This window comes from Microbacterium sp. CSI-V, assembly GCF_001984105.1.
Classification (GTDB): Bacteria; Actinomycetota; Actinomycetes; order Actinomycetales; family Microbacteriaceae; genus Microbacterium.
Window position 1 is genome coordinate 483,245 of the sequence record NZ_MTQM01000009.1, and the last position, 25,378, is coordinate 508,622.

General features: G+C 70.8%; 31 protein-coding genes. 14 read left to right on the forward strand and 17 right to left on the reverse strand.

Going from position 1 to position 25,378, the window contains the following annotated elements:
- Positions 1-29: 29 nt before the first annotated feature.
- Together CSIV_RS13040 and CSIV_RS13045 are read right to left on the reverse strand one after the other, a co-directional pair.
- Positions 30-848, reverse strand: a complete 819-nt coding sequence (locus tag CSIV_RS13040) for a DNA-formamidopyrimidine glycosylase family protein (protein WP_077051814.1) — start codon at positions 846-848, stop codon at positions 30-32.
- A gap of 12 nt (positions 849-860) precedes the next feature.
- Positions 861-2,267 (reverse strand): flotillin family protein, encoded by a 1,407-nt coding sequence (locus CSIV_RS13045; protein WP_077051815.1) that lies wholly within the window; start codon positions 2,265-2,267, stop codon positions 861-863.
- Between the two features lie 175 nt (positions 2,268-2,442).
- Between CSIV_RS13045 and CSIV_RS13050 the strand changes: the two genes are divergently transcribed.
- The gene (locus CSIV_RS13050) at positions 2,443-2,850 is read left to right on the forward strand and encodes a glucose-6-phosphate dehydrogenase (protein ID WP_077051816.1); all 408 of its coding nucleotides are present in this window, start codon (positions 2,443-2,445) and stop codon (positions 2,848-2,850) included.
- A 53-nt stretch (positions 2,851-2,903) separates the two neighbouring features.
- Here CSIV_RS13050 and CSIV_RS13055 read toward each other — a convergent pair whose 3' ends face one another.
- From CSIV_RS13055 to CSIV_RS13070, 4 genes are all read right to left on the reverse strand, one after another.
- Positions 2,904-3,869 (reverse strand): aldose 1-epimerase family protein, encoded by a 966-nt coding sequence (locus CSIV_RS13055; protein WP_077051817.1) that lies wholly within the window; start codon positions 3,867-3,869, stop codon positions 2,904-2,906.
- Positions 3,870-3,946: 77 nt separating this feature from the next.
- Positions 3,947-4,117 carry a CsbD family protein gene (locus CSIV_RS13060; RefSeq protein WP_077051818.1) on the reverse strand — a complete coding sequence of 57 codons (171 nt, stop codon included), beginning with the start codon at positions 4,115-4,117 and terminating at the stop codon, positions 3,947-3,949.
- Between the two features lie 108 nt (positions 4,118-4,225).
- Positions 4,226-4,939 carry an anti-sigma factor gene (locus CSIV_RS13065; RefSeq protein WP_077051819.1) on the reverse strand — a complete coding sequence of 238 codons (714 nt, stop codon included), beginning with the start codon at positions 4,937-4,939 and terminating at the stop codon, positions 4,226-4,228.
- Positions 4,923-5,477 carry an RNA polymerase sigma factor gene (locus tag CSIV_RS13070; RefSeq protein WP_077051820.1) on the reverse strand — a complete coding sequence of 185 codons (555 nt, stop codon included), beginning with the start codon at positions 5,475-5,477 and terminating at the stop codon, positions 4,923-4,925. Before CSIV_RS13070 ends, CSIV_RS13065 begins: the two co-directional genes overlap by 17 nt.
- 171 nt (positions 5,478-5,648) lie before the next feature.
- Here CSIV_RS13070 and CSIV_RS13075 point away from each other — a divergent pair, with 171 nt between their 5' ends.
- Genes CSIV_RS13075 through CSIV_RS13085 form a run of 3 tightly spaced genes read left to right on the forward strand, consistent with a single transcriptional unit; the run spans position 5,649 to position 8,397 of the window.
- Entirely contained in the window at positions 5,649-6,359 is a 711-nt protein-coding gene (locus tag CSIV_RS13075; protein ID WP_077052656.1) for a CHRD domain-containing protein, read from the forward strand.
- Positions 6,356-7,009 (forward strand): class F sortase, encoded by a 654-nt coding sequence (locus tag CSIV_RS13080; protein WP_139340708.1) that lies wholly within the window; start codon positions 6,356-6,358, stop codon positions 7,007-7,009. The genes CSIV_RS13075 and CSIV_RS13080 overlap by 4 nt, the downstream gene beginning before the upstream one ends.
- A gap of 56 nt (positions 7,010-7,065) precedes the next feature.
- On the forward strand, positions 7,066-8,397 hold the full coding sequence (locus CSIV_RS13085) for a D-alanyl-D-alanine carboxypeptidase family protein (protein WP_077051821.1): 1,332 nt from the start codon (positions 7,066-7,068) through the stop codon (positions 8,395-8,397).
- 24 nt (positions 8,398-8,421) lie between these two features.
- On the opposite strand, the gene CSIV_RS13090 is transcribed toward CSIV_RS13085, so the two are convergent.
- Positions 8,422-9,741, reverse strand: coding sequence for an MFS transporter (locus CSIV_RS13090; protein ID WP_077051822.1), 1,320 nt, complete (start codon positions 9,739-9,741; stop codon positions 8,422-8,424).
- Positions 9,742-9,793: 52 nt separating this feature from the next.
- Positions 9,794-10,075 carry a hypothetical protein gene (locus CSIV_RS13095; RefSeq protein ID WP_077051823.1) on the reverse strand — a complete coding sequence of 94 codons (282 nt, stop codon included), beginning with the start codon at positions 10,073-10,075 and terminating at the stop codon, positions 9,794-9,796.
- Between the two features lie 106 nt (positions 10,076-10,181).
- Here CSIV_RS13095 and CSIV_RS13100 point away from each other — a divergent pair, with 106 nt between their 5' ends.
- Together CSIV_RS13100 and CSIV_RS13105 are read left to right on the forward strand one after the other, a co-directional pair.
- On the forward strand, positions 10,182-10,430 hold the full coding sequence (locus CSIV_RS13100; RefSeq protein ID WP_077051824.1) for a type II toxin-antitoxin system Phd/YefM family antitoxin: 249 nt from the start codon (positions 10,182-10,184) through the stop codon (positions 10,428-10,430).
- Positions 10,427-10,693 (forward strand): Txe/YoeB family addiction module toxin, encoded by a 267-nt coding sequence (locus CSIV_RS13105; protein ID WP_077051825.1) that lies wholly within the window; start codon positions 10,427-10,429, stop codon positions 10,691-10,693. Before CSIV_RS13100 ends, CSIV_RS13105 begins: the two co-directional genes overlap by 4 nt.
- Positions 10,694-10,723: 30 nt before the next feature.
- On the opposite strand, the gene ychF is transcribed toward CSIV_RS13105, so the two are convergent.
- The gene (gene ychF, locus CSIV_RS13110; protein ID WP_077051826.1) at positions 10,724-11,797 is read right to left on the reverse strand and encodes a redox-regulated ATPase YchF; all 1,074 of its coding nucleotides are present in this window, start codon (positions 11,795-11,797) and stop codon (positions 10,724-10,726) included.
- A 39-nt stretch (positions 11,798-11,836) separates the two neighbouring features.
- Positions 11,837-12,586 carry a class I SAM-dependent methyltransferase gene (locus tag CSIV_RS13115; protein WP_077051827.1) on the reverse strand — a complete coding sequence of 250 codons (750 nt, stop codon included), beginning with the start codon at positions 12,584-12,586 and terminating at the stop codon, positions 11,837-11,839.
- Positions 12,587-12,760: 174 nt separating this feature from the next.
- Here CSIV_RS13115 and CSIV_RS13120 point away from each other — a divergent pair, with 174 nt between their 5' ends.
- Positions 12,761-13,357 (forward strand): 3'-5' exonuclease, encoded by a 597-nt coding sequence (locus CSIV_RS13120; protein WP_077051828.1) that lies wholly within the window; start codon positions 12,761-12,763, stop codon positions 13,355-13,357.
- 50 nt (positions 13,358-13,407) lie between these two features.
- Positions 13,408-14,730 carry a DNA recombination protein RmuC gene (locus CSIV_RS13125; RefSeq protein WP_077051829.1) on the forward strand — a complete coding sequence of 441 codons (1,323 nt, stop codon included), beginning with the start codon at positions 13,408-13,410 and terminating at the stop codon, positions 14,728-14,730.
- 10 nt (positions 14,731-14,740) lie between these two features.
- Here CSIV_RS13125 and CSIV_RS13130 read toward each other — a convergent pair whose 3' ends face one another.
- Positions 14,741-14,950, reverse strand: coding sequence for a UDP-N-acetylmuramyl pentapeptide phosphotransferase (locus CSIV_RS13130; RefSeq protein WP_077051830.1), 210 nt, complete (start codon positions 14,948-14,950; stop codon positions 14,741-14,743).
- A 307-nt stretch (positions 14,951-15,257) separates the two neighbouring features.
- Positions 15,258-16,247, reverse strand: coding sequence for a class II fructose-bisphosphatase (gene glpX / locus CSIV_RS13135; protein WP_077051831.1), 990 nt, complete (start codon positions 16,245-16,247; stop codon positions 15,258-15,260).
- Positions 16,248-16,427: 180 nt separating this feature from the next.
- On the opposite strand from glpX, the gene fbaA reads away from it, so the two are divergent.
- Complete coding sequence (fbaA, locus tag CSIV_RS13140) at positions 16,428-17,456, forward strand: class II fructose-bisphosphate aldolase (protein WP_077051832.1); 1,029 nt, start codon at positions 16,428-16,430, stop codon at positions 17,454-17,456.
- 150 nt (positions 17,457-17,606) lie between these two features.
- Here the strand turns inward: fbaA and CSIV_RS13145 are convergent, their stop codons facing one another.
- From CSIV_RS13145 to CSIV_RS13165, 5 genes are read right to left on the reverse strand one after another with little or no spacing between them, the layout of a single operon-like run.
- Positions 17,607-18,152, reverse strand: a complete 546-nt coding sequence (locus CSIV_RS13145) for an MOSC domain-containing protein (RefSeq protein ID WP_077051833.1) — start codon at positions 18,150-18,152, stop codon at positions 17,607-17,609.
- Positions 18,153-18,161: 9 nt separating this feature from the next.
- On the reverse strand, positions 18,162-18,872 hold the full coding sequence (locus CSIV_RS13150) for an anti-sigma factor family protein (RefSeq protein ID WP_077051834.1): 711 nt from the start codon (positions 18,870-18,872) through the stop codon (positions 18,162-18,164).
- Entirely contained in the window at positions 18,869-19,372 is a 504-nt protein-coding gene (locus CSIV_RS13155) for a sigma-70 family RNA polymerase sigma factor (RefSeq protein ID WP_077051835.1), read from the reverse strand. Before CSIV_RS13155 ends, CSIV_RS13150 begins: the two co-directional genes overlap by 4 nt.
- Before the next feature lie 54 nt (positions 19,373-19,426).
- The gene (locus CSIV_RS13160; RefSeq protein WP_077051836.1) at positions 19,427-19,966 is read right to left on the reverse strand and encodes a DUF6264 family protein; all 540 of its coding nucleotides are present in this window, start codon (positions 19,964-19,966) and stop codon (positions 19,427-19,429) included.
- Positions 19,963-21,003, reverse strand: coding sequence for a 4-hydroxy-3-methylbut-2-enyl diphosphate reductase (locus tag CSIV_RS13165; protein ID WP_077052658.1), 1,041 nt, complete (start codon positions 21,001-21,003; stop codon positions 19,963-19,965). Before CSIV_RS13165 ends, CSIV_RS13160 begins: the two co-directional genes overlap by 4 nt.
- A gap of 89 nt (positions 21,004-21,092) precedes the next feature.
- Here CSIV_RS13165 and xseA point away from each other — a divergent pair, with 89 nt between their 5' ends.
- The 5 genes from xseA to CSIV_RS13190 are packed head-to-tail and all read left to right on the forward strand — an operon-like array spanning position 21,093 to position 25,362.
- On the forward strand, positions 21,093-22,406 hold the full coding sequence (gene xseA / locus CSIV_RS13170) for an exodeoxyribonuclease VII large subunit (RefSeq protein ID WP_077051837.1): 1,314 nt from the start codon (positions 21,093-21,095) through the stop codon (positions 22,404-22,406).
- A gap of 1 nt (position 22,407) precedes the next feature.
- The gene (locus CSIV_RS13175) at positions 22,408-22,647 is read left to right on the forward strand and encodes an exodeoxyribonuclease VII small subunit (protein ID WP_077051838.1); all 240 of its coding nucleotides are present in this window, start codon (positions 22,408-22,410) and stop codon (positions 22,645-22,647) included.
- Entirely contained in the window at positions 22,647-23,279 is a 633-nt protein-coding gene (locus tag CSIV_RS13180; RefSeq protein ID WP_077051839.1) for a DUF4245 family protein, read from the forward strand. Before CSIV_RS13175 ends, CSIV_RS13180 begins: the two co-directional genes overlap by 1 nt.
- A 35-nt stretch (positions 23,280-23,314) precedes the next feature.
- Entirely contained in the window at positions 23,315-23,935 is a 621-nt protein-coding gene (locus tag CSIV_RS13185) for a carbonic anhydrase (RefSeq protein ID WP_139340761.1), read from the forward strand.
- A 32-nt stretch (positions 23,936-23,967) separates the two neighbouring features.
- The gene (locus CSIV_RS13190; protein ID WP_077051841.1) at positions 23,968-25,362 is read left to right on the forward strand and encodes a class II fumarate hydratase; all 1,395 of its coding nucleotides are present in this window, start codon (positions 23,968-23,970) and stop codon (positions 25,360-25,362) included.
- Positions 25,363-25,378: the final 16 nt, after the last annotated feature.

Here is a 25,378-nt window from a genome sequence, read left to right on the forward strand (position 1 = left end):
CCGGGCTACGGCTCGGGGCCCCGCTCCGTTCAGGCCGGTGACGCTTGACAGGACGGGCAGTACTGGCCGCCGCCCTTCGTCCCCGGGATGTCCTCGATGACGCCGTCCCCTCGGGGGCACGGCTCTCCCGTGCGGCCGTGGACGCGCATGGCGGCGACCTTCGCTGCTTTCTGCTCCGCGATCGGAACCCCGCGGCGCGCCTCCACCGCCTCATCCAGAACGAGACGCAGCGCCTCGTGCAGGCGCGTCACCTCGTCGTCGCCGAGCGACGCCGCGTGCGCGAGCGGCGAGAGCCGCGCGACGAAGAGGATCTCGTCCGAGTAGGCGTTGCCGATGCCCGCGAGCGACTCCTGCTCCTGCAGGAGGGCCTTCAGCTGCTTCCGGCGCTTACCGAGGGCGCGTACGAGGTCGTCGCGTGAGAACGCCGGACGGGCGGCATCCGGTCCGAGCTTGGCCACGGCCGGCACATCGAGCGGGTCGTCGACGACGTGGAGCTGGACGGAGAGCCAGTCGCCCGCGTCGGTGATGCCGAGCACGCCGTCGTCGAAAGTCACCGTCGCGATGAGGGCCGCGCCTTCGGGCGGAGCGGATGCCACGTCGCCGTCGCCCCACGTCGCCCAGCCGGCGCGGCCGAAGCCGATCGCGAGGTGGCTCCCGCCCAGGTCGACGTCGATGTGCTTGCCGTAGCGCTCCACCCCGGCCACCGACCGACCGACGAGTTCCTCGAGGGGCCGGGCCCGCGTCTTCAGCGCGCGGAACTCCGCCAGCTCGACGGCGACGACGACGTGTCCGGTGAGGCGCTCACGCAGGAACCGCGTGAGCGCCTCGACCTCGGGTGCCTCGGGCACGGTCCGTTCCCGTCAGGCGCCGGGCTCGGACGCCGTCGGCGCCGACGTCGCCGCCGCGACCGTCTCCGGCTCGGCGGGGCGCCGCGACGCGTCGGCGAACGCATCGGCCACGGCGCGCCCCTGGATGATCGCCGTCAGGTCGATGCCGGTCGCCGCGCGCACGGCCTCGAACGACGACCGCAGTCCCGCCGCCGACTCCGCCGCGAGGTGACCGCTGGCGCCATCGCCGCCGAGGACGGTGACGTTGCCGACACGGTCGTACCCCTTGGCGAACTCGGCCATCATCGGCACTAGGGCCTCGAGCGCACGCTGCGCGAGCAGGGCCTCCTGGTTGTGCGAGAGAGCCTCCGCCTCGGCGCGGATCGCCTCGGCGCGCGCCTCACCGGCCAGACGCACCGACTGGGCGTCGGCTTCGGCGCGCACGCGGACGGCGGCGGCTTCCTGCTCGGCGATCTGTGCGCGGGCCTCCGCGGCCTTGACCTGCGCGTAGGCCTCGGCGTCGGCATCCTTCTGCCGCTGGTACAGGTCGGCGTCGGCGACGCGGGCGACCTCGGACTCCAGGCGCGCCTGGGTGTTCTGCGCCTCCTGCTGCAGAACGGCCTGGCGGCGCTCCGCGCGCGTGAGCGCCTCGGCCTGCTCGGCCTCCGCGTTCGCGCGGCCGACCTCGGCCTTCGCCGCGGCGCTGTTCTTGTCGAGCGCGGTCTGCTCGATGAGGTTCGCTTCGTCGGTGGCGATCTGCCGCGCGCGGATCTCGCGCACCGCGTTGATGCGCGCGACCTCCGCCTCGCGCTTGACGCGCTCGACCTCGGTGGCACCGAGCGCCGCGATGTAGCCGTTGCTGTCGGTGACGCCCTGGATCTGGAACGAATCCAGGATCAGGCCCTGAGACGACAGGTCCGCCTTGATGCCCTCGGCGATCTGGTCCGACAGCCGCTGCCGGTCGCGCATGAGCTCTTCGACCGTCAGCGTCGCGACGACGCCGCGGAGCGCGCCCTCGAGCTGCTCCGTCGTGAACTGCTCGATGGCCTTGTCCTGGGATGCGAAGCGCTCGGCGGCACGGCGCACCGATTCGGGGTCGGATCCGATCTTCACGAGGGCCACACCGCTGACGTTCACGGTGACGCCGTTGGACGACTGCGCCGTCGGCTCCATCTTGATCTGACGGGCGCGCAGCGAGATCATCTCGCCGCGCTGAGTGAGGGGGTTCACGATGGCGCCGCCGCCGGTGATGACGGTGATGCGCGAGGAGTTCCCGTCGGCGGCCTTCTGGCGCTTTCCGACGATGACCAGGGCTTCGTCCGCCTTGGCCACGCGATACCAGCCGCGAATGAGCCCGGCGATGATCAGGATGACGACGATGACGACGACGAGAGCGATGACGACGACGAGACCGATCGCCCCCAGAGCGGCGATTTCCATGCTTCTCCTTCGATGGGCGCCGCCCGAGGCGACGCAGGGGGGAATTCCTTCCAACCTATCGGGGGGCTCTCCGGCGCTGTCCACCCCCTGTGTACGCAACGGACGTCCCCGCGTCCCTCCGAGGGCGCGTACCGTTGAGAGGGAGGCGGCCCGAACCGCCGAAGAAGGGTCCCCCATGAAGATCGTCTCGTCCGCGGATTGGCGGGATGCCATCGCCTTCGACGTACCCGTCGTCGTCGCCGATGTCGTGCCCGGTGAGCCCACCCGCTGCGTCGGGTGCGGAGCCGACGGTGAGCTGTTCGACCGCACCGAGCTGTGGGCGGTCAAGCACCGCCACCCGAAGCACCACGGCGGATTCGTCCGGTTCTACTGCGACGCGCACAAGCCGGCGCCGGCGCCCGCGCCACCCGCCCCGATCGAGCTGAAGAAGACCCGTGCGTCGACACCGCGGGCGGAGCGACGCACCGCGTCCCCCAAGCCCACGCCCGTCACCGATCGCCCCACGCGGGCGATGTGCCCCGACTGCTTCGTCGAGGTCTCGGCCGGCGGCGACTGCGGCATGTGCGGCGCGCAGGTCGTCTGATCCACGCGGAACGACGCCGCCCCGGTCCGATGACCGGGGCGGCGTTCTTCGTCTCAGCGCGCGGAGATCGTCCAGCCGACTTCGTGGCTCTCACCCGGGGCGAGAGCCACGACACCGGTGGCGAAGTCGTAGGCGTCGTCGTTGAAGGCGTCGGGGGCGCACGTCATCGGCTCGACGGCCAGTCCCGCGCGGTGCGCCGGGTGGTCGGGTCCCTCGGGACGGTCGGCGGTGTGGATCTGCACCCACGCGCATCCCGCGTCCCACGTCATCGCGACACCCGTGCCCGACGGGTCGGTGAGCGTCACGGTCGCCTGCCCGTCGGCATCCCGGGTCAGGTCGGTGAACGCGTGGTCGATCTCGACCTCGCCGATCTCCCGCGGAGCGCGGAAGTCGAACCGCTCGGCATCGACGGTGACGGATGCCACGCCCACCGGCGCGAGACGATCGGGGGTGACCTCGAGCACGGTGTCGGCGGGCAGCGCGAACGTCCACGCGTCGAGGGGTGCGGGACCGGCGACCAGGTACGGGTGCGGCCCGGTTCCCCACGGGGCGGGGGTCTCGGACCGGTTGGTGGCGCGGACGGTCTGCGTCAGCCCGTCCGCGCCGAGGCTGTATGTCGTGGTCACCTCGACCCACCACGGGTAGCCGTCCTGCGCGGGGACCGTTGCGGTGAGGGTCACGGAGGCGTCGTCACCGTCGACGACGTCCCAGTCCACCCACCCGAGGAGTCCGTGAAGCGCGTGGCCGCGATTCGGCTCGGTCAACGCGAGCCGGTGCTCTCCACCGCCGAAACGATGCACGCCGTCGACGACGCGGTTCGGCCACGGGGCGAGGGTCGCGCCGCGGAAGTACGGGCGCACCTCGTCGGCGTCGAACGGTACGACGAGGTCGCGCCCCTCGTGGGTCAGGGATCGGAGGGAGGCGCCCACGCTCGCGATCGAGGCTTCATAGCCGTGGGCGCGGAGGACGACGGGGGTTCCGGACACGGCGGTGGTCACGGACGCGGCGACATCGGTCATCCGGCCATTATCCCGATCCCGGAGCCCGGAAACGACGAACGCCCCGACCGGCGTGGTCGGGGCGTTCGGAGGACCGCTTACTTGAAGGCGTCCTTGACGTTCTCGCCGGCCTGCTTGAGGTCGGCCTTCGACTGGTCCGCCTGACCCTCGGCTTCGAGACGCTCGTTGCCGGTGGCCTTGCCGAAGCCTTCTTTCGCCTTGCCGGCGAGGTCCTCTGCGGTGTTCTTGATCTTGTCGTCGAGTCCCATGTCGACTCCCTCCGCTTGGTGGCCGGGTATTTCCCGAATGACGCCACGGTAGGCGCGGTTCCTCGGACGGCCGGGGGGCTTGACCTTCCGGCACGGGTGAGGAAGCGGTCAGACCCGCGGGAGGTCCGCGTGGGCGACCACCACGTCCGGGCCGTCGCGCAGTTCCATCCGCACGGTGTCACCGCGCAGCACCGCGGCATTCATTCGGCAAACGATCGGGACCTCCGAGCCGAGCACCTCTCCCGCGGTGAACGTCTCCCCGTCGGCCGCGACGAACACCAGCTCGTACGTTCGGCCCACGTTCAACCCGCGGGCTTCAAGGTAGGCCTCCGTGCCCCAGGTATGCGCCACCAGCTGTGCGTCGACGTCGACCCCGGCCGTGTCGTCGCTGACCTGGATCTGTTCGAGCGCACCGAGGGTTCCGGGCGGGCCTACCGGGATCGCGGGAGTGAACGCCCCCGCACTGTTCACGCCGACGACGATACCGATCAGGAGGCACGCCGCGGCCACGAGCGGGGTGAGCCACGCTCGCCTGCGACGAGTGCCGACACGCGCGCCGGGCGACGGCGCCGCGCCGACGGCATTCTCCCTCTGGATGGATGCCAGGATCCGGTCTTCCAGCTCCGATGTGTCCCTCGGTGCCACCCAGGTCACATCGCCGTGGCGCAGGCGCTGCGCGACCCCCTGCAAGCTCGAGTACTCCTCCCCACGCCGAGGATCGTTGCGGCGGAGTTCGTCGAACTCGACGGTCTCGGCCGCACTGAGCTCGCCGGCGAGCGCTGCGGCGACGAGTTCGGCCCACCGGTCATCGGGAGTGCGCATCGGAGTCCTCCAGTTCTTCGAGGTGCGTACGGAGCGCGTGGAAAGTGCGGGTGCGCCATGTGGACACCGGGACGCCCGTGGCATCCGAGAGTTCCTGGTACGAGCGCCCGTGAAGGTGAACGGCGACGACGGCCGTGCGATGCGCCTCGCTCAGCGCGGACAGCGCTTCCAGCATGCGCAGCCGTTCCAGGGGGTCGATGGCCTCGACGGCCCGGTGCTCGAGTTCGGCGTCATCGCCGAGCAATGGCAGGCGCGCCCGGGCACGCAGCACGTCGACGATGACATTGCGGGCGATCGAGAAGAGCCAGGTCCTCGTCGAGGCCTGACCGGGATCGAACCGGTCGCGCGCCCGCCAGGCCCGGAGGAAGGTCTCCTGCACGCAGTCCTCGGCGAGCGGCCGATCGCGGAGCGCATTCACGGCGTACCCCAGCAGCGAGCCGCCATGCTCCCGGAAGGCGCTGCGGACATCGAATGGAGTCGGATGCCGTCGCGCCATCGGCATGCGGGCTCCCTCGTCTTCCGCGGGTGTCCAGCTCATCGCCCGTCCTCTCCGAGGCTATCGGCAGCGAAGCGCCGTCCCTCGGCAAGAGATACGTCCGCGAGGCGGGAAACGTTCACCACCGACGCTGCGCGACGGATGAACGCGCGGGCGGTCGCCGACGTACACCCCGCAAGCGGCCCACGAGGGTCCCGATCGAAAGGCACGATGATGACGAAGAAGACGTACGCCCGCCCCCTCGCGATCGGTGCCCTCGCGGGTGTGGCGCTCCTCGCGTTCGGCACGCCGGCACACGCCGAGACCGAAGTCGCTGAGCCGGCGGAGTTCACGAGCGCATTCACGGTCATGGCTACCCCCGACCAGGTGATCAACAACGACGGCGTCGCGACCCCCGGCGAGGCCGGCGCGACGGGGACGTTCACGTTCCGCATCAATTCCGAACTCGACATCATCTGCTACGACATCCGGCTCGAGGGCGTGACGGGCGACTACCAGAGCCCCGCCAAGACCGCCACGCACATCCACGAGGCCGCGGTCGGTCAGGCCGGACCGCCGCGCATCGCGTTCCCCAACCCGACCCCCGCCGGCGATGGACCGCGGACCTCGTCCGGTTGCCTCCAGGGCCCCTTCACCACCGGCGTCCAGGCGAACGGTGCCGACACCGGCGACGGGTTCTCGCTCGCGCAGATCGAGGCCAACCCGAGCGGGTTCACGGGCGACTCGCACACCGTCGGCTCGCCGGCCGGTGTCGTTCGCGGTCAGCTCACCGAGATCCCCGTGGGCGGCGTCGACACCGGTGCCGGCGGATCCGTCGAGGCCGGCACGGCTCCGCTCGTCGTCTCGGCGGCTCTCGGCGGTGCGGGTCTTCTGGCCGCCGGGGCTGTCGTCCTGCACCGTCGCCGCGCGGTCTCGACGCGGTGACCTCGCCGTCGCGTGGCGCGCAGCGCGTCGTCTCGAGCAGACGACCGCTGCGCGGTGCGCGCGTCCTCGCACTCGCGGCGGTGTGGATCTGCACCGGGTGCGCGGGCGCCGCGACCGACGCCGCACCAACCATCGTCGCGCCCTCCGACGCGGCGCCGAGGCCGACCCCCGCTTCCGCAGCGGCGAGCGCGGCACCTGCGTCTGTCACGGCCGCCGACCCGACCCGCGTCCGCATCCCCGTGCTCGGTCTCGATGAGCCGCTCATCGAGCTCGGGCTCGCCGCGGACGGCGCCATGGAAGTGCCCGTCGACTACGACGACGTCGGCTGGTTCACCGGCGGCGGGCGTCCGGGCGGGACGGGCCCGGCAGTGATCGCGGCGCACGTGGACTCCCCTACCGGCCCCGCGGTCTTCCAGCGACTCGACGAAGTGTCCGTGGGCGACGTCATCGAGGTGTACGACGCCGAGGGGCGCGTGCACGGCTACCGCGTCACAGAGACCGCGGACTATCCGAAGGCCGCGTTTCCCACGGCCCGCGTGTTCGGCGCGACCGCGCGCGACGAGCTCCGGGTCATCACGTGCGGAGGCATCTTCGACCGGGATGCCGGCTCCTATCTCGACAACCACGTGGTGTTCGCCGAACGCCTGTAGGACGGTGTGCTCCGATCTCGTCCCACGAACGGTTAGGGTTCGACGCGGGGGATCACATGGGGCAGACGCAGGATGGCACGGACGAGCTGAATCGGTTCTCCGATCTGATGGACGAGGCACCGGCGGCATCCGGTTCCGGCAGAGCCGGTCGCATTGCGCTCATGGTGGTGCTGGTGACGATCCTCGCGGTGTTCGGCGGTGCCGGAGGGTACGTGTGGTGGGCGTCCAGCGCCCCGCTCCCGGCGCCGACGCTGGCGACACAATCCCCGGGCGTGACCGCGGGTGAGGCCGCCACCGTGCGCCTGCCGTCATCGGGGTCGATGCGCGTGAGCGTGGTGGGCGGAGAGCAGTACCTCGGCGCCGACTCCGACGGTGCGTGGGCCACCTCCGGAGGCAATGACCCGCGTCCGATCGCGAGCGTCGCCAAACTCATCACCGCGCTCGTCGTCCTGGACCGGCATCCCCTCGACGGGCCTGACGATCCGGGCCCGACCGTGGCGTTCACGGAGGCGGACACCGACCTCTACGACCAGTTCTACGTGCTCGGCGCGACGATCGCGAAGATGCCCGATCGCACGACGCTGTCCCTCCACGACGCGCTGGCCACGATGCTGCTCCCCTCGGCGAGCAACTACGCGGTCGCCCTGGCGCGCTGGGGGTACGGCTCCGAAGGCGCCTACGTGGACGCGGCCCGCGCGTGGCTCGACGCGAACGGCCTCACCTCGACCCGGATTGTGGATGCCACCGGCCTCGACGACCGCAACACGTCGACGCCGAGCGACCTCCTCGCCCTCGGCAAGATCGCCGAGTCCAACCCCGCTATCGCGGCGATCGTGGCGCTCCCCTCGATCTCACTTCCGAACGGACCGGGCTTCGTGACGAACACGAACGACCTCCTCGGCACCGCGGGGGTGCGGGGTCTCAAGACCGGCAACCTCGGCGAGGGGACGTTCAATCTTCTGTTCAGCTCGCTGCTCGACGTCGGGGTCGAGGCACCGTTGCAGATCACCGGCGTACGGCTCGGCGGCGCCACACACGACTCCACCGATGAAGACGTGGCGGCGTTCCTGAAGAGCGTGCAGGCCGGATTCCACGACGTCGCGGTCGCCTCGCCCGGCCAGGATCTCGGCACGATCACGACCGCGTGGGGAGCAGAGGCGCACGTCGTGCTCACGCGCACCGCGGCGATCCGGACCTGGTCGGACACGCCGATCACGCCGTCCGTGCAGATCGTTCAGCCGCAGACCTGGGCCGACGGCGAGAAGGTCGGAACGGTCACGTGGACGGCGGGCCCGCACAGCGTCTCGTCGGACCTGCAGGTCGTCGGCGATCTGGAACCGCCGACGCTGTGGTGGCGGCTGACGCACCCGGGGCAGCTCGGAGGCTGATCCGCGCGGGCACTGCGGGGGAACTCACGCTCGTCCTCCCAATGCATCGAGCGCCGTGGCGACGCCCCCGCGCATCGCGAGCGCAGCGACGAGCGTCACCCCGAGAAGCACGGTCAGGTACACGAGGAATCCGACTCCGCCTGCCGTCGCGTGATAAATCAACGGGGCAGTGCCGCCGAAGAGCGAGTTCGCCACCGCGTAGCCGAGGCCGACGCCGAGGGCCCGGATGTGGGCCGGGAAGACCTCCGCCTTGGCGATGCCGTTGACCGACAGGTAGCAGGTCAGAACGGCGAACGAGAGAACGAGGATGCCGAACACCACCGGGGGTGTCGTCACTCGAGCGGCCGTCGACACGAGCAAGGCCGCGCCGAGGACGCCTGCCGCGGCGAAGGCGATGAGGAGAGGCTTCCGGCCGATCCGGTCGCTCAGCGCCCCGCCGAGCGGTTGCAGGAGCATGAGCACGACGAAGGCCGCGAAGACGACGCCCGTGATCGCCAGTTCCGCCGGCGCACCGCCCGCGCCGAAAGCCGTCTCGCGGAAGAGGGAGGGAACCGTGACCGTGGCGGTGTAGAACGCCGCACTCCCTCCGGCGGTGAGGAGCATCACCCACACGAGCGGACGCCAGTACGAGCGGAGCAACTCCCCCGTCGTCGAGGGCGCCGTCGGTGTCGCCGCGCGCGCGGTGGATCCCGGATGCCGAAGTCCGCGTGCCCACCCGAGCGATGCCAGGCCCGCGAGGCCGCCGACCACGAAGGCGGCCCGCCAGCCCCATTCGGACACGGAGGCGCGATCACCGACGAGCAGGAGCACCAGAAGCGAGCCCTGCGCGAGCACCAGGCCACCGACGATGGTCGCCCCTTGGAAGGACGCGAAGAATCCGCGGTGCCCCCGGGTGCCGGACTCCGACAGCAGCACGGTGGCGGCCGCGTACTCTCCCCCGGCGGCGATCCCCTGCACGATGCTCACGACCACGAGGATCACGGCAGCCCATCCCCCGACCGCGCGCTCGGTCGGTGCGATCGCGAGAGCGAGCGATCCGGCCGACATGAGGGCGACCGCGGCCACAAGTGCCGCCATCCTCCCCCGCGTGTCGGCGAGCTTGCCGAACAGCCACGAGCCCACCGGTCGCACGACGAACGTCACGGCGAACAGCGCGTACACGTAGATCAGCGAGTCGGGCGACTGCGCGTCGAAGAACTCGGTCCGGAAGTACGGCGCGAAGATCGCGTAGACGTACAGATTGAACCACTGGGCGAGGTTCGGCACGGATCCGGCGAGAATGGCTCGCGCGCGGCCGCGGCGGTCGAGGTGCGGGTCGGGTGCGACCGCGGGGGTGGAGTGCACGCGCTGACTTTAGCGAAGCGCCGAGCCCGGTGTCCCCCGGGCCGATCCCTCGTCAGACGACGACGCCGCGGAGCCCGTCGATCGCTCGCTGGTCCCATGTCTCGAACGGGTCGTCGCCGACCTCCGCCATCAGCGCCGGTCGCGCGGCCACCGCGGCCTCCTCCGACGCCCACAGTGCGATCCCGACCAGGCGACCGCTGCCGTCGTCGACCACACCGGTCCATTCGAGACCCACCTGTTCACGGGCGACCCGGCTGTAGCGCTGCATCGAGTCGATGACGGCAGCCCGGTGCTCGGGCTTCGGGGAGTGCACGGAGACAACGGCGTAGGTCATGCCCGATGGTGGCACCGGCGAAGGGGGCTGCGCCAGGGGCGAATCGACGGGCGCGGCTCCCGCGCCCACTGGTACCATATCTCGTACCACCTGGCGGGAGATCAACATGGCGATCACCACGAGCGAGGCACGACGTGACCTCTTCGGTCTCATCGAACGCGTCAATCTCGACCACACAGAGATCGAGATCACATCGAAGCGCGGGTCGGCCGTCCTCATGTCGAAGGACGAGTACGACTCCCTCGTCGAGACGAGCTACCTGCTGCGTTCGCCCGAGAACGCCCGCCGGCTACTGAGCGCCCTCGACAGTGCACGTTCCGGAGATGTCCAAGAGCGCGACCTGATCGAGCCGTGAGCCATCTCTCACTCGCCTGGACTGCTGAGGGGTGGGAGGACTACCTGTATTGGCAGACGCAGGACCGCAAGACGCTTCGACGCATCAACTTACTCATCGCGGATATCCTCCGCGACGACCCGTTCGAGGGGATGGGCAAGCCGGAGCCGCTGAAACACGCTCTTGCCGGCGCATGGTCGCGCCGCATCGACGAGGCCAATCGTCTCGTCTACATCACTGACGACGCCCACGTGACTGTCCTGCAGGCGCGGTACCACTACTGATGCCGATCCGACTCCGGATTCGACGAACGCTCAGTTGTTGAAGCGGAACTCCACCACGTCGCCGTCCTGCATGACGTAGTCCTTGCCCTCGAGCCGCGCCTTGCCCTTCGCGCGGGCCTCGGCGACCGAGCCGAGCTCGACGAGATCGGCGAACGAGATGACCTCGGCCTTGATGAAGCCCTTCTCGAAGTCGGTGTGGATGACGCCGGCCGCCTGCGGCGCCTTGGCGCCCTTCGGGATCGTCCACGCGCGCGCTTCCTTCGGACCCGCCGTGAGGTAGGTCTGCAGACCGAGCGTGTCGAAGCCGACGCGGGCGAGCTGGTCGAGACCCGACTCGTCCTGACCCGTGGACGCCAGCAGTTCGGCGGCATCCTCGGGGTCGAGGTCGATCAGCTCGGACTCGATCTTGGCATCCAGGAAGACCGCCTTCGCCGGTGCGACGAGCGCCGCAAGCTCGGCCTTGCGGACCTCGTCGGTGAGGACGGCCTCGTCGACGTTGAAGACGAAGATGAACGGCTTCGCGGTGAGGAGGCCCAGCTCGCGGATCGGCGACAGATCCAGACCGGATGCCGACAGCAGCACGCCCCGCTGGAGCGCATCCTGCGCGGCCTTGGCGGCCTCGAGCACGGAGGGGTCGAGCTTTTTGCCCTTGATCTCCTTCTCGAAGCGCGGGATCGCTCTCTCGAGCGTCTGGAGGTCGGCGAGCTGCAGCTCCGCGTTGATCGTCTCCATGTCGCTCGCGGGGTTCACCTGCCCGTCGACGTGGACCACGTCGTCGTCGGCGAATCCGCGGACGACCTGGGCGATGGCATCCGCTTCACGAATGTTCGCGAGGAACTGGTTGCCCAGGCCCTCGCCCTCGCTCGCGCCGCGCACGATCCCGGCGATGTCGACGAACGACACGACGGCGGGGACGAGCCGCTCGCTGCCGAACACGTCGGCGAGCTGCTGCAGGCGCGCATCGGGAAGGTTCACGACCCCGACGTTCGGCTCGATCGTCGCGAACGGGTAGTTCGCCGCGAGCACGTCGTTCTTGGTCAGGGCGTTGAAGAGGGTCGACTTTCCGACGTTGGGAAGGCCGACGATTCCGATGGTAAGAGCCACGGGAGTCCAGGTTACCCGGCCCGCGCCGCCCCCACGGCGTCAGGGGCGTCTCGCGCGGTAGGCGTGGGTGACGTAGGGCAGGTCGACCGCTCCCCCGTCGGCGAGTCCCGGGACGGATGCCACGACCCCGTCGACCTCGGCGTCGATGCGGGCGCGCTCCTCAGGGCTGGCCGTGATGACGTCGCTGCGGGAGAAGACGAGATCGCGCAGTTGCGGGAGGGTGATGGGGCGGCTCCACGTCCACGACCGGTGCTGGAGATCGATCAGGGGCTCCGCGATCCGCGGACCGCCCGCGGCGATGAGCCGTTCGCCGTGCGACGCGCCCATCGCGTCGGTCAGGCGCCGCACCCACTCGACGCGTTCGTCCCGGATGTTCCAGACCAGCCCGAGCACTCCCCCCGACCTCACGACGCGTCCGACCTCGCGCGATCCCGCGTCCGGGTCCACCCAGTGCCAGGCCTGCCCCATGACCAGCGCATCGAGACCGGAGTCCGGCAGCGGCAGATCCTCCGCCGTGCCGGCGAACGTCGGGATGCCGCGCACGTTCTCCTGGAGCGACGCCAGCATCGTGGCATCCGGGTCGATCGCGACGACATCGGCGCCGAGTTCAACGACGGCGCGCGTGAGCTTTCCGGTCCCCGCTCCCACGTTGGCGACGCGGAGGGCCCGGCCCGGCTCGCGGACCGGCGCGAGCATCCACTCCACCGCCGCGGCGGGATACTCCGGCCGCCCCGACTCGTAGGCTGCGGCGGCCTGCCCGAACGACGTCGACTTCCGGCTCTCCGTCATGCCCTCGACCCTACGCCGGGTGTTCGAGGCGAGTCGTGCCGCGGAGTCCGGGCCCGCCATGACGACCCCGGATGCCACAACACGGCGTGTCATCGACGGACTCCGCCGGACGGCCCCGGGTGAATCGCGGCGCGCCTCCGCGGCACCGCGCGGAGCGCGACGCAGGGTGGAGGCGTGGCACTGGATTTCACCGCGATCGACTTCGAGACGGCGAATTCCAGTGGTGCGTCCGCATGCGCGGTGGGGCTGGCCCGCGTCCGGGGTGGTCGCGTCGTCGCCACCGCCGCGTGGCTCATCAAGCCCCCGTCCGGCCACGACACCTTCGCACCGATCAACGTCGGCATTCACGGCATCCGCCCCGCGGACGTCGTGGACGCACCGGACTGGTCCACGCAGCTGGCACGTCTGACGGCGTTCGCGGGGGCCGACGTGCTCGTCGCGCACAACGCGGGCTTCGACATGTCGGTCCTGCGCCGCGCGTGCGGCGTGACCGGCGACGAGTGCCCGCCCTACCGCTACCTCTGCAGCGTGCAGATGTCGCGGAAGACCTACACGCTCGACTCGTACCGCCTGCCCCTCGTCGCCGCCGAGGCCGGCTGTTCGCCTTTCGCACACCACGACGCCCTCGCGGACGCCGTCGCGTGCGCCGAGATCACGATCGACTGCGCGCGTCGCGCCGGCGTCGACGACGTGCACGCCCTGGCCGCCCACCTGGGCGTCCGCGTGTCGCAGATCGCCGCCGAGCCGCGGCTCGAACGCGCCGTCGCCTGAGTGCCGCCACGCTTCCAGGCGATGTCGGACCCCTCCGGCACACTGAGCACATGGATGCCATCGCCCTGATCCTCGCGGTCCTCGCCCTCGCCATGGGAGCCGCCGCCGGGTGGTTCCTGGGCACCGCCCGGGCCACCTCCCGCGCCGCCGCCGAGCGCGTCGATCTGGCCGCGCGCGTCGCGGCCGCCGACGCCGCCCGTGCGGGGGTCCAGGCCCAGCTCGACCACCAGAGCACGCTCTACCGCGACCTGGTCGCGCAGACGCGCGCAGACCAGGCTGCGCGCGAGGAGCGCGACCGGCGCGAGCAGACCGTTCTGCGCGCCCTCGACCCGGTGCGCGAAACGCTCGACGCGATGCAGCGCAAGGTCGACGGCCTCGAGCGCGATCGCGTCGAGCAGTACTCGGCGCTCGGCGAACAGCTGCGGCTCTCGCGCGAAGCCGACGAAGCGTTGCGATCGACGACCGAGGCTCTGGCCTCCGCGATGCGCTCCGGCAGCACGCGCGGCGTGTGGGGAGAGACGCAGCTTCGCCGCGTGGTCGAGGCCGCAGGCCTCACGCGCTACGTCGACTTCGACCTGCAGTCCTCGATCGCCTCCGACGCGGGCGCGGGGCGGCCCGACATGGTCGTCCGCCTCCCCGGCGGGAAGGCGCTAGCGGTGGATGCCAAGGTCCCCCTCGACGCGTTCCTGCAGGCCAGCGCGATCCCGGTGACCGCCACGGGCGACGACGGCGCACGACGTTCCGCCCTCATGACCAAGCACACCAAGGCGGTGCGCGCCCACGTCGACGCGCTCGCCCGCAAGACGTACTGGGCAGGGCTGACCAGCAGCCCCGAGTTCGTCATCTGCTTCCTGCCCAGCGAGTCGCTGCTGTCGGCGGCCCTGGACGACGACCCCACCCTGCTGGAGTACGCCTTCGCCCGACGAGTGGCCCTCGCCTCGCCGGTGAACCTGTGGGCGGTGCTCAAGACGGTCGCCTTCACCTGGACCCAACAGGACGTGTCCGACGAGGCCCGCACGCTCTTCGCCCTCGGCACCGAGCTGTACGACCGGATCGGCGTCCTCGCCGGGCACGCGGGCGACCTGCGACGCGCGCTGGAGCGCACAGTCGACAGCTACAACAAGTTCGCCGGCTCGCTCGAGTCACGGGTGCTCGTCTCGGCGCGGAAGTTCCCCGGCATCGACGAGACCAAGTTGGATGCCGTCACGGCTCCCGCCGCGCTCGAGTCCGCACCGCGGCGCTGGACCGCCCCCGAACTCCTCGAGATCGAGGACGAGAGCACGCCCGCGAGCGACGATGCCACCGCCGACGGAATCGCGTACGCCGATCTCGGCGAGGTGCGCACACGCGCCGGGCTCGCTCAGGACGACTGAGCGGGAACGATCAAGACCCGCCGGGCACCCAGCTGAGCAGACTGACCACGGCGGCGGAGACGGCGACGAAGGCCCCCACCATCCACCAGGCACTGATCTCGTGACCCTCGGCGCGGCGCTTGCGCAGCAGAACGTCGGGACGACGCGCGGGGTCGACGGCGCTGGCGATCACCGCCTGCGCACCTGTCTGAGGCGCGGTCGAGTTCGTCGTAGCTGCCATGAAACGATCCCCCTTCGGGTCTCGGAAGAACACAGCGTCGCCGTTGACACTGCTGACGATTCTGCCAGAGGGCCCTGTGAGAACGAGTCACGCTTGCGCAACGACACGCCCGGCTGTACCTGCATGCGCGGGACAGCTCCGGCGCGCCTCCGCTCCGCCGCACCGCCGCGCACCGCTGCCGCGCCGCACCTGTGCCGCGCCGCACCTGTGCCGCGAAACAGCAACGGAATGACATCCCCACTGCGCCCTGCAGTGGAGTTGTCAGTCAGATGCAGTCTCGCGGCCCCGGCCGCCCGACGTCAGCGCGTCAGAGCCACTTCGACGTCAGGTGCTCCGACGAGATCCGGCGCAGCGTGCCCGACGCACCGCGGAGCACGACGCTTTCGGTGTAGATGAAGTCGCCGTCGCGGCGCACGCCCTGCACGAGCTGACCATCGGTGACGCCCGTGGCGACGAAGATCGTGTTCTTCCCCGTCACGAGACCGTCGGCCTCGTAGACCTCACCGTCGACCTTGAGGCCCGCGTCGCGGCCCTTCTCCTTCTCATCGTCATCGCGCGGCGCGAGCACACCCTGGATGTGCCCGCCCAGCGCCTTGATCGCGCAGGCGGTGACGATGCCTTCCGGGCTCCCACCGATGCCGACGCACATGTCGGTGCGGGCGTTGTGACGCGCGGCGTTGATGCCGCCGGCGACGTCGCCGTCGCTCATCAGGCGGGTTCCGGCACCGGCTTCGCGGATGTCGGCGATCAGCTGCTCGTGACGCGGGCGGTTCAGCACCGAGACCACGATCTCGTCCACGGGCTTGCCCAGCGCCTTCGCCAGCAGCCGGATGTTCTCGCCGATCGGGAGGCGGATGTCGACGACGCCCACGCCCGCGGGACCGGTGACGAGCTTGTCCATGTAGAACACGCTCGACGCTTCCAGCATCGTCCCGTGGTCCGAGACCGCGATGACCGACAGGGCATTCTGGCGCCCCGCCGCGGTCAGCGAGGTTCCGTCGATCGGGTCGACCGCGACGTCGCACCGCGGCCCCTTGCCGTTCCCGACCCGCTCGCCGTTGTAGAGCATCGGGGCGTTGTCCTTCTCGCCCTCGCCGATGACGATCGTGCCGTCGAAGTTCACCGTGCTGAAGAACGCGCGCATCGCGTCGACCGCCGCGCCGTCGGCGGCCTCCTTTGCTCCGCGACCGATGAACGGAACGGCTCGGATGGCCGCCGCCTCGGTGGCCCTCACCAGCTCGAGAGCCAGGTTCCGATCGGGATGCAGAGGACTCATGTCGGACGTCAGGCTCACCATGTGGCCCACTGTAGCCAGCCTTGTCGTGACAATCGGTGGTTTTCACCGTCTCGCGGATGAAGGAATCGCGATTCTTAACGGCAGAGGAGAACGGGCAGGTTCCTCGCCCGCCGACCCCGTCACGATCGACCGCCTTCGCTAGAGTGACGGTTGTCCCCGTCACGACCAAGGAGTCTCTCCATGCCCGTCGCCACCCCTGAGCAGTACGCCGAGATGCTGGACCGCGCCAAGGCCGGCAGCTTCGCGTACCCCGCGATCAACGTCTCGAGCTCGCAGACCATCAACTCCGTGCTCCAGGGCCTGACCGAGGCCGGCTCGGACGGCATCCTGCAGGTCACCACCGGCGGCGCCGACTACTTCGCCGGCCACACCGTCAAGGCCCGCGCGACCGGCGCGCTCGCGTTCGCGAAGTACGTGACCGAGGTCGCCAAGAACTATCCCGTAACGGTCGCGCTGCACACCGACCACTGCCCGAAGGACGCGCTGCCCGGCTTCGTGATCCCCCTCCTCGAGGCATCCGAGGAAGAGGTCAAGGCCGGCCGCAACCCGATCTTCCAGTCGCACATGTGGGACGGTTCGGCCGTGCCCCTCGACGAGAACATCGACATCGCCGCCGAGCTCCTCCCCCGCCTGAAGAACATCAACGCGATCCTCGAGATCGAGGTCGGCGTGGTCGGCGGCGAAGAGGACGGCGTCGCGCACGAAGGCTCCAACGAGGCGCTGTACACCACCGTCGCGGACGTCACGAAGGCCGTCGAGCGTCTGGGCCTCGGCGAGAACGGCCGCTACATCTCGGCCCTCACCTTCGGCAACGTGCACGGCGTGTACAAGCCCGGTGGCGTGAAGCTGCGCCCCGAGCTGCTCGGTGAGATCCAGGAGGGCATCGCCGCGAAGTTCGGCACCGGCCCCAAGCCCCTCGACCTCGTCTTCCACGGCGGCAGCGGCTCCACCGACGAGGAGATCGCCCTGGCCGTCTCCAACGGCGTCGTCAAGATGAACATCGACACCGACACGCAGTACGCCTTCACCCGGTCGATCGCGGGCTACATGTTCTCGAACTACGAGGGCGTGCTGAAGATCGACGGCGAGGTCGGCAACAAGAAGCAGTACGACCCGCGCGCGTGGGGCAAGGTCGCGGAGTCGGCCATGGCCGTGCGCGTCGTCGAGGCGACGAAGCAGCTCGGATCGTTCGGCAAATCGCAGGGCTGACCCGAAGACTCCCCCACGAACGCCCCGGCTCCGGCCGGGGCGTTCGTGCGTTCCCACCCTTCGCTGACTTCGGGGAGATGTCCGGGGAGCGAGGCACGGGGCGAACGTTCGCCCGAAGTCAGCGATGACGACGCCGCGAGGACGGCTGACCTACGAGCGGTACAGCTCCAGCACGGTGGGGGCGTCCGACGGCGACGACACGATCTCGACGGGGTCGCCGGCGCGGACGTCGCCCGCACGTCGGACGCGGAGGTAGGCACCGAGCCGCCCCTCATCCGAGAAGCGCTTGACCCACCCGCGGCCCGCCGAGCCGCCGACCCAGCGGGCGAAGGTCGCGCACGGGGTCCGCGGCATCGTCACCTCGAGCTGGACGGTGTCACCGATCCGCCAGACCTCGCCGATCCGCGCGCCGTTGACGTCGACGCCGTCGAGCCGCAGGTTCTCACCGAACCAGCCGGGGGCGAGCTCGCGTCCGAGCTGCTGCTCCCAGAACTCGGCGTCGTCCTGCGCGTACGCGTAGACGGCCTTGTCGGGGCCGCCGTGGTGCTTGCGACTCGCCTGCACGTCGGCGCGGACACCCAGCGGACCGATGCGCACGGCCCCGTCGAGCGCGCGCTTGTCGATGGCGGTGACGCCGACCGAGCCGGAGTCGGGGCGGAGGGCGTGGACGGCGCAGACGGCGACGAGGCTCGGCATCCCTCGATGCTACGGGCTGTCGAACACCCGTCGCATGACCACGCGATCCCCGTCCACCGTCCTGATCTCGATGGAGTCGATCCGGGATGCCGCCACGTCGGTGCCCGCGCTCAGCTCGGTGGTCGAGCCGGGGCCGGCGCGCCACGTGGAGAGCAACGTCGTGGCTCCCGAGTCGTCCGTGACGGCCAGGGCGTAGGGCCAGCCGCCGGGCGGAGCGTCGAGGACCTGGCCGGTGTACTGGCAGACGAGATCGATCCGGGTGCCCCACTCGACGGGCGTGAGTTTCACCGAGGCCTCCAGCGGCGCGCCCGCCACATCGTCCAAGGCGTAGACGGTGCCGCCACCGTCGGTCGGGGTGCTCGTGAGAGCCAGGACGCTCGGCACCGCGATGACCAGCAGGGCCGCGGCGGCTGCACCCGCCCACAGGGCGACCGCGCGGCGGCGCCGATTCCGCGCGGTGCGCACGACCCGTCCCCGAAGATCGGGATCAGGGGCGGTGGGCGCCGCCCGGAGCTGCGGATCGTCTCCGTCGATCGCGCGAGCACGCTCGGGCGACAGCCGCGAGAGGAGCCCGGCCGTGGGTGCGAGCTCGGCGACGGCGGCCCGGCAGAGCGCGCACTCGTCGAGGTGGCGCTCGTACTCGCCGCGGTCGGCGGCCGACAGCGCACCCAGCACGTACGCGCCGTCCCATTCGGCGAATCTCTCGTGGTCGGCGGTCATCGCGTCACCCCCCTCTCCTGCAGGGCGAGCCGGAGCGCGCGCACGGCGTAGTGCAGACGCGACTTCACGGTGCCCGCCGGGATCCCCAGTTCTTCCGCCGCTTGCGCGACGCTCCGACCCCCGTAGTAGGCCGACACGATGACCGCGCGGTGATCGGCCGTCAGGGTGGCCAGGGCCTCCTCGACGAGCAGCGCGTCGAACATGGCATCCGTGTGATCCCCGCCCGCGGTCTCGGGCAGTTCGTCGACCGGCTGCTCATGGCGCCGCCGCGCACTGCGCGCCTCGTCGATGACGATGTTGCGGGCGACGGTGAACATCCAGGACCGCAACGTCGAGGGGTCGTCCGCCATGACGCGCGGCGTCCGCCACGCGCGCAGCAGGGTCTCCTGGACGACGTCGTCGGCTCCCGCGTGGTCGCCCGTGAGGCTCACGACGTAGCGCCAGACGGGTGCGGCGTGCGCGTCGTACAGCGCGGTCAGCTGCGCGTGATCGTCTCGCATCGCGGCATCCCTCCTGTCCTCCTCACGGGAACACGGGATGCCGGGCCCCGCGGTTCAGTTCGCGAACGAGCCGGTGAGGGCCGACAGGAACGCCGGGTCCGCGGTGAGCGCGATGGTGATGCACACGCCGGCGACGAGGGTCGTCGCCACGAAGCCGACGAGCGGCACCCAGAACGCGATCCGCCCGCGACGCAGTCTCCGCCAGGTGAGCCAGGCCGTGAGCAGATAGCCGACCGCGTACACGACGGATGCCACGGCGCCCCACACGTACCCGGTCGACAGCGCCGTGTACGTGGCATCCACGCCCAGGATCTGCGCGGCGCGCTCGGCGTAGCCGGGGAAATCGAGCAGCTGCACGATCGTGGAGATCACCGAGATGAGGCCGTAGACGAGGAGGACGAACGTCGCGACCCGGTCGGCGAGCGGACCGCGGGCGCGCGCGGCGGCCGGAGTCTCGTCGACGTTGGGCTCGGGCGCAGGGGCGACTCCCGCCTCGAGCGCCTCGGTCACCTCGGGGCGCTGGATGCGCGCGCGCTGCTCCTCGGGCGAGGCGTACTCGCCGTACTGCGGGCGTGGACGGGAATCGCCGCTCACGCGCGACCCCGGCCGCCGAGGGCGCGCTGGTCGCGCTTGCCCGACGAGTCCTGACGCAGCTCCTTGGGGAGCGAGAACATCAGGTCCTCCTCCGCGGTGCGCACCTCTTCGACATCGCGGTAGCCGGCACCGGCGAGCTCCTCGAGCACCTCCGTGACGAGCACCTCCGGCACCGACGCGCCGCTGGTCACACCGACGGTCTCGACGCCCTCGAGCCACTCCTGACGCACCTCGTCGACGTAGTCGACGCGGTAGGCGGCCTTGGCGCCGTGCTCCAGCGCGACCTCCACGAGGCGCACGCTGTTCGACGAGTTCGCCGAGCCGACGACGATCACGAGGTCGGCGCCGCGCGCGACCTTCTTGATCGCGACCTGACGGTTCTGGGTGGCGTAGCAGATGTCGTCGGACGGCGGATCCTGCAGCTCGGGGAACCGCAGGCGCAGGCGCCGGACGGTCTCCATCGTCTCGTCGACGGACAGCGTGGTCTGCGAGAGCCACACGACCTTCGACGGGTCGCGCACCTCGACGGTGTCGGCGTGCTCCGGGGAGTTGACCACGGTGACGTGCTCGGGCGCCTCGCCCGCCGTGCCCTCGACCTCTTCGTGTCCCTCGTGGCCGATGAGCAGGATCTCGAAGTCGTCGCGCGCGAAGCGCACGGCCTCGCGGTGCACCTTGGTCACGAGCGGGCAGGTCGCGTCGATCGCCTGCAGGTGCCGATCGGATGCCGCCGACACCACGGCCGGCGAGACCCCGTGCGCGCTGAAGACGACGTGCGAGCCCTCGGGCACCTCGTCGACCTCCTCGACGAAGATCGCGCCCTTCTTCTCCAGCTCGGTCACGACGTGGATGTTGTGCACGATCTGCTTGCGCACGTAGACCGGCGCGCCGTAGCGCTCGAGGGCCTTCTCGACCGCGATGACGGCGCGGTCGACACCGGCGCAGTACCCGCGCGGTGCGGCCAGCAGCACCTTCTTCTGTCCGTGGACGGGGATATCCTGGAGCCGCCCGCGTCGACCCGGGATCCGGGGAACGGGCAGGTGGACGGCAGGTGTGCTCACCCCTCGATTCTACGGGGGCGCCCCTGGACGACGGCCGAACCGCCCACCACCGACCCCCACGAGAGAGCATGACCTCCTTCCGACCCGAAGCCGTCGAGGGCCAGGCGCCCCCGGCCGACTCCGTGCACCCGCGCGATTCCCGCACCGACACCCCGACGTCGGTGTCGCGCCTGAACGACACGATCCGCGGCTTCATCGAGCGCTGGGGGTCGGTCTGGGTCGAGGGCGAGATCACCTCGTTCAACCGGCGGGGCGGCAACGTCTTCGGGCGCCTGAAGGATCTCGGAACCGACTCGACCGTCGCTTTCCGCATCTGGTCGAGCACGCTCGCGCGGTTGCCGAAGGATCTGCAGGTCGGCGACCACGTCGTCGCGTGCGTCAAGGCCGACTACTTCCCCCGGACCGGCGACTTCTCGTTCTCGGTGTCGGCGATGCGCCATGTGGGCCTCGGCGAGCAGCTCGAGCGTCTGGAGCGGCTGCGCGTGCAGTTGCGGTCCGAGGGACTGTTCGACCCCGCGCGCAAGAAGAAGCTGCCCTTCCTCCCCCACTGCATCGGACTCATCACGGGCGAGAACTCGGATGCCGAGAAGGACGTGCACCGCAACGCCGAGCTGCGCTGGCCGCAGGTGCGGTTCCGCACGCGGTACGCCGCGGTGCAGGGCGACCGCTGCGTCCCCGAGACGCTGGCGGCACTGAAGGCGCTGGATGCCGACCCCGACGTCGACGTCATCGTGATCGCCCGCGGCGGCGGGGATCCGCAGACGCTCCTCGGCTTCAGCGATGAGCGACTCGTGCGCGCGGTGGCCGCGGCATCCACCCCGATCGTCAGCGCCATCGGCCACGAGAACGACCGTCCGCTGCTGGACGACGTCGCCGACGTGCGCGCCTCCACCCCGACCGACGCCGCCAAGCGCGTGGTGCCCGACGTCAGCGAGCAGCGTGCGCTTGTCGCGCAGCTGCGGGCGCGCCTGACGAGCCGACTCACGCAGCGCGTGCTCCACGACATCGCGCAGCTCGAGCAGCTGCGTTCGCGTCCGGTGTTGCGGACGCCCCACTCGATGCTCACCTCCCGCGCGCAGGACATCTGGATGCTCGCGACTCGCGGGCGCGACGTCGTCGACCGCCGACTGCAGGGCGAGGAGCGGCGGACGCGGGAACTCCGGGCTTCGCTGCGCGCTCTCTCACCGGAAGCCACCCTGGCGCGCGGATACGCGATCGCGCAGGTCGAGGGTGGTGGGATCGTGCGCGACGCGACGCAGGCACCCGCGGGCTCTCGCGTCGTGGTGACCGTCGCCGAGGGCGCGTTCGGCGCCTCCTCCACCGGCCCGGTCGACGGCGCCGAGTCCCCGGCGGACGGCGGCACCTCCGCCGGTCGCGCCTAAGATGGATGCCATGACCGCGACGCCTTCCGGCCCCTCCGCCGACGTGGCGTCTCTGTCGTTCGAGCAGGCTCGGGACGAGCTCGTCCGTGTGGTCGCCGAGCTCGAGCAGGGTGCGCCCACGCTGGAGGAGTCGCTGGCCCTCTGGGAACGCGGCGAGCAGCTCTCGGCCCGCTGTGAAGAATGGCTGCTCGGCGCCAAGCGACGGCTCGACGCCGCGCGCGACGAGGGTGAGGAGTCCTGATGGCCCGCATCGTCGCCGAGCTCGGTCGCCCCGAGACGCCCGAGGAGACAGCGGCCCGTAAGGCCGAGTCGTCGCGCCGTTACCGCTCCAGCAAGACCTTCCGCAACCTCGTCGCCGCGCTCCTCGTCACCGTGGCCGTCGTCCTCGTCGTGGTCGCGGCGGTTCCGCGCGGCGAGCCCGCCCCCCGTCCGGAGCCCGACGTCGTGGCCCTCGCCGCCGACCTGTCCCGCGAGATCGGTCGCCCCGCCCTGTCGCCGTCGCTCCCCGACGGCTGGCGCGTGAACCAGGCGACGACCGAGGGTCAGGGCGGCACCGAGGCGTGGACGATGGTCTACGTCCGCTCCGGCGAGTCCGGGTTCGTGCGCGTCGCGCAGGGCCTGGACACCGGCGAGGAGTGGGTCGCCCAGATCCTGGGCGGAGCGCGCAGCACCGAGACCGTGGCGATCGACGGCATCGACTGGAACGTCTACCGGCCCAGCGACCCCGAACGTGCCGGCAACATCACCTACGCGCTGTCGACCCCCGCCGGGCCCGATCAGGTACTGATCTACGGCGACGCCAGCCCCGAGACGACCGCGACCGCCGCGGCATCCGTCACCGCCCAGGTTCGAGAACTGAGAGAGACCCCGTGAGCGAGCGCATCACCCCCCGTGCCGTGTGGACCCAGATGCTCGAGGGCAACCGCCGCTTCGTGTCGGGCGAACCCGCGCACCCGCGCCAGGACGTCGAACGTCGCGCGGAACTCGCGAGCTCGCAGCACCCCACGGCCGCTCTCTTCGGCTGCTCCGACTCGCGCCTCGCGGCCGAGATCATCTTCGACCAGGGCCTGGGCGACCTGTTCGTCGTCCGCAACGCCGGCCAGGTCATCTCCGACTCGGTGATCGGCAGCCTCGAGTACGCCGTCGGCGTGCTGGAGGTCCCGCTCATCGTGGTGCTCGCGCACGACGCGTGCGGTGCCGTGGGGGCCGCGATCGACAGCACCGGCATCGACGCCCCGACCCTCCCTCCCTACATCTGGCGCCAGATCGCCCCGATCGTCCCGGCCGTGCGTCGGGTGCAGCGCGAAGAGGCCGCCGCCGGCCGCGCGGCCGACCGCATCGACGCCGAGCTGGTGGGTCGAGAGCACCTGCGCCACACCGTCGCCGATCTGCTGCGCGCCTCCGAGCTCATCGCCGAGGCCGTCGCCGAAGGTCGGGTCGCGGTCGTGGGCGCCAACTACCGACTCGACGACGGGGAAGCCGTCCCCGTCGTGAGCGTGGGCGACGTGGACGACTCCCGCGCCGCCTGACACCGCACGAAACGATCTGGAGGAACGACGACGTGACCGACATCGAGTACCGCATCGAACACGACACCATGGGTGAGGTGCGGGTGCCCAAGGACGCCCTCTACGCCGCGCAGACGCAGCGCGCGGTCGAGAACTTCCCCATCTCGGGTTCGGGGCTGGAGTCGACGCAGATCGCCGCGCTCGCCCGCATCAAGAAGGCGGCGGCGCTGGCGAACAAAGAGCTCGGGACGCTCGACCCGCGCGTCGCGGACGCCATCGCCCAGGCCGCCGACGAGGTCATCACCGGCGCGTACGACGCGCACTTCCCGGTCGACACGTACCAGACCGGGAGCGGCACCTCGTCGAACATGAACATGAACGAGGTCCTGGCGACCCTCGCCACCCGGATCCTCGGCGACACCGTCCACCCCAACGACCACGTCAACGCCTCGCAGTCCTCGAACGACGTCTTCCCCACCTCGGTGCACATCGCGGTCACACAGGCCCTCATCGACGACCTCATCCCGGCGCTCGACCACCTGTCCGTCGCGCTCGAGGCCAAGGCCGAGGCGTGGAAGGGCATCGTCAAGTCCGGTCGCACCCACCTCATGGATGCCACCCCGGTCACGCTCGGCCAGGAGTTCGGCGGCTACGCCCGCCAGATGCGCCTCGGCATCGAGCGCGTGCAGGCCGTCCTCCCCCGCGTCGGCGAGGTGCCCCTCGGCGGAACGGCCGTCGGCACCGGGATCAACACGCCGCTGGGCTTCCCGCAGAAGGTCATCGAGCTGCTCGCCGCCGAGACCGAGCTCCCCATCACCGAGGCCAAGGACCACTTCGAGGCGCAGGCGAACCGTGACGGTCTCGTCGAGGCATCCGGTGCCCTGCGCACCATCGCGGTGTCGCTGACCAAGATCAACAACGACATCCGCTGGATGGGGTCGGGGCCGAACACGGGCCTCGGAGAGCTGCACATCCCCGACCTGCAGCCCGGTTCCTCGATCATGCCCGGCAAGGTCAACCCGGTCGTCCCCGAGGCCACGCTGATGGTGTGCGCACGGGTCATCGGCAACGACGCCACCGTCGCCTGGGCGGGCGCGTCGGGTTCGTTCGAGCTCAACGTCGCGATCCCCGTGATGGGCACGGCGCTGCTGGAGTCCATCCGCCTGCTGTCCAACGCCATGCGCGTGCTCGCCGACAAGACGATCGACGGCCTCGAGGCCAACGTCGCCCGCGCCGAGGCGTTCGCCGGGATGTCCCCGTCGATCGTCACGCCCCTGAACAAGGTCATCGGGTACGAGGCCGCGGCGAAGATCGCGAAGCACTCGGTGGCCAAGGGCATCACGGTCCGCGAAGCCGTCATCGACCTCGGCTACGTGGAGCGCGGCGAGATCACCGAAGAGGTGCTCGACGCCAAGCTCGACCTGCTGTCGATGACCCACCCGGGCTGAGCCGGATCGCGACGAC

Excerpts from the sequence above, each read along its gene's own strand:
- CSIV_RS13045 (WP_077051815.1), bottom strand. The coding sequence starts at position 2,267 with ATGGAAATCGCCGCTCTGGGGGCGATCGGTCTCGTCGTCGTCATCGCT.
- CSIV_RS13050 (WP_077051816.1), top strand. The coding sequence starts at position 2,443 with ATGAAGATCGTCTCGTCCGCGGATTGGCGGGATGCCATCGCCTTCGAC.
- CSIV_RS13055 (WP_077051817.1), bottom strand. The coding sequence starts at position 3,869 with ATGACCGATGTCGCCGCGTCCGTGACCACCGCCGTGTCCGGAACCCCC.
- CSIV_RS13060 (WP_077051818.1), bottom strand. The coding sequence starts at position 4,117 with ATGGGACTCGACGACAAGATCAAGAACACCGCAGAGGACCTCGCCGGC.
- CSIV_RS13065 (WP_077051819.1), bottom strand. The coding sequence starts at position 4,939 with ATGCGCACTCCCGATGACCGGTGGGCCGAACTCGTCGCCGCAGCGCTC.
- CSIV_RS13070 (WP_077051820.1), bottom strand. The coding sequence starts at position 5,477 with ATGAGCTGGACACCCGCGGAAGACGAGGGAGCCCGCATGCCGATGGCG.
- CSIV_RS13075 (WP_077052656.1), top strand. The coding sequence starts at position 5,649 with ATGACGAAGAAGACGTACGCCCGCCCCCTCGCGATCGGTGCCCTCGCG.
- CSIV_RS13085 (WP_077051821.1), top strand. The coding sequence starts at position 7,066 with ATGGGGCAGACGCAGGATGGCACGGACGAGCTGAATCGGTTCTCCGAT.
- CSIV_RS13095 (WP_077051823.1), bottom strand. The coding sequence starts at position 10,075 with ATGACCTACGCCGTTGTCTCCGTGCACTCCCCGAAGCCCGAGCACCGG.
- CSIV_RS13100 (WP_077051824.1), top strand. The coding sequence starts at position 10,182 with ATGGCGATCACCACGAGCGAGGCACGACGTGACCTCTTCGGTCTCATC.
- CSIV_RS13115 (WP_077051827.1), bottom strand. The coding sequence starts at position 12,586 with ATGACGGAGAGCCGGAAGTCGACGTCGTTCGGGCAGGCCGCCGCAGCC.
- CSIV_RS13125 (WP_077051829.1), top strand. The coding sequence starts at position 13,408 with ATGGATGCCATCGCCCTGATCCTCGCGGTCCTCGCCCTCGCCATGGGA.
- CSIV_RS13130 (WP_077051830.1), bottom strand. The coding sequence starts at position 14,950 with ATGGCAGCTACGACGAACTCGACCGCGCCTCAGACAGGTGCGCAGGCG.
- glpX (WP_077051831.1), bottom strand. The coding sequence starts at position 16,247 with ATGGTGAGCCTGACGTCCGACATGAGTCCTCTGCATCCCGATCGGAAC.
- fbaA (WP_077051832.1), top strand. The coding sequence starts at position 16,428 with ATGCCCGTCGCCACCCCTGAGCAGTACGCCGAGATGCTGGACCGCGCC.
- CSIV_RS13145 (WP_077051833.1), bottom strand. The coding sequence starts at position 18,152 with ATGCCGAGCCTCGTCGCCGTCTGCGCCGTCCACGCCCTCCGCCCCGAC.
- CSIV_RS13150 (WP_077051834.1), bottom strand. The coding sequence starts at position 18,872 with ATGACCGCCGACCACGAGAGATTCGCCGAATGGGACGGCGCGTACGTG.
- CSIV_RS13155 (WP_077051835.1), bottom strand. The coding sequence starts at position 19,372 with ATGCGAGACGATCACGCGCAGCTGACCGCGCTGTACGACGCGCACGCC.
- xseA (WP_077051837.1), top strand. The coding sequence starts at position 21,093 with ATGACCTCCTTCCGACCCGAAGCCGTCGAGGGCCAGGCGCCCCCGGCC.
- CSIV_RS13175 (WP_077051838.1), top strand. The coding sequence starts at position 22,408 with ATGGATGCCATGACCGCGACGCCTTCCGGCCCCTCCGCCGACGTGGCG.
- CSIV_RS13180 (WP_077051839.1), top strand. The coding sequence starts at position 22,647 with ATGGCCCGCATCGTCGCCGAGCTCGGTCGCCCCGAGACGCCCGAGGAG.
- CSIV_RS13185 (WP_139340761.1), top strand. The coding sequence starts at position 23,315 with ATGCTCGAGGGCAACCGCCGCTTCGTGTCGGGCGAACCCGCGCACCCG.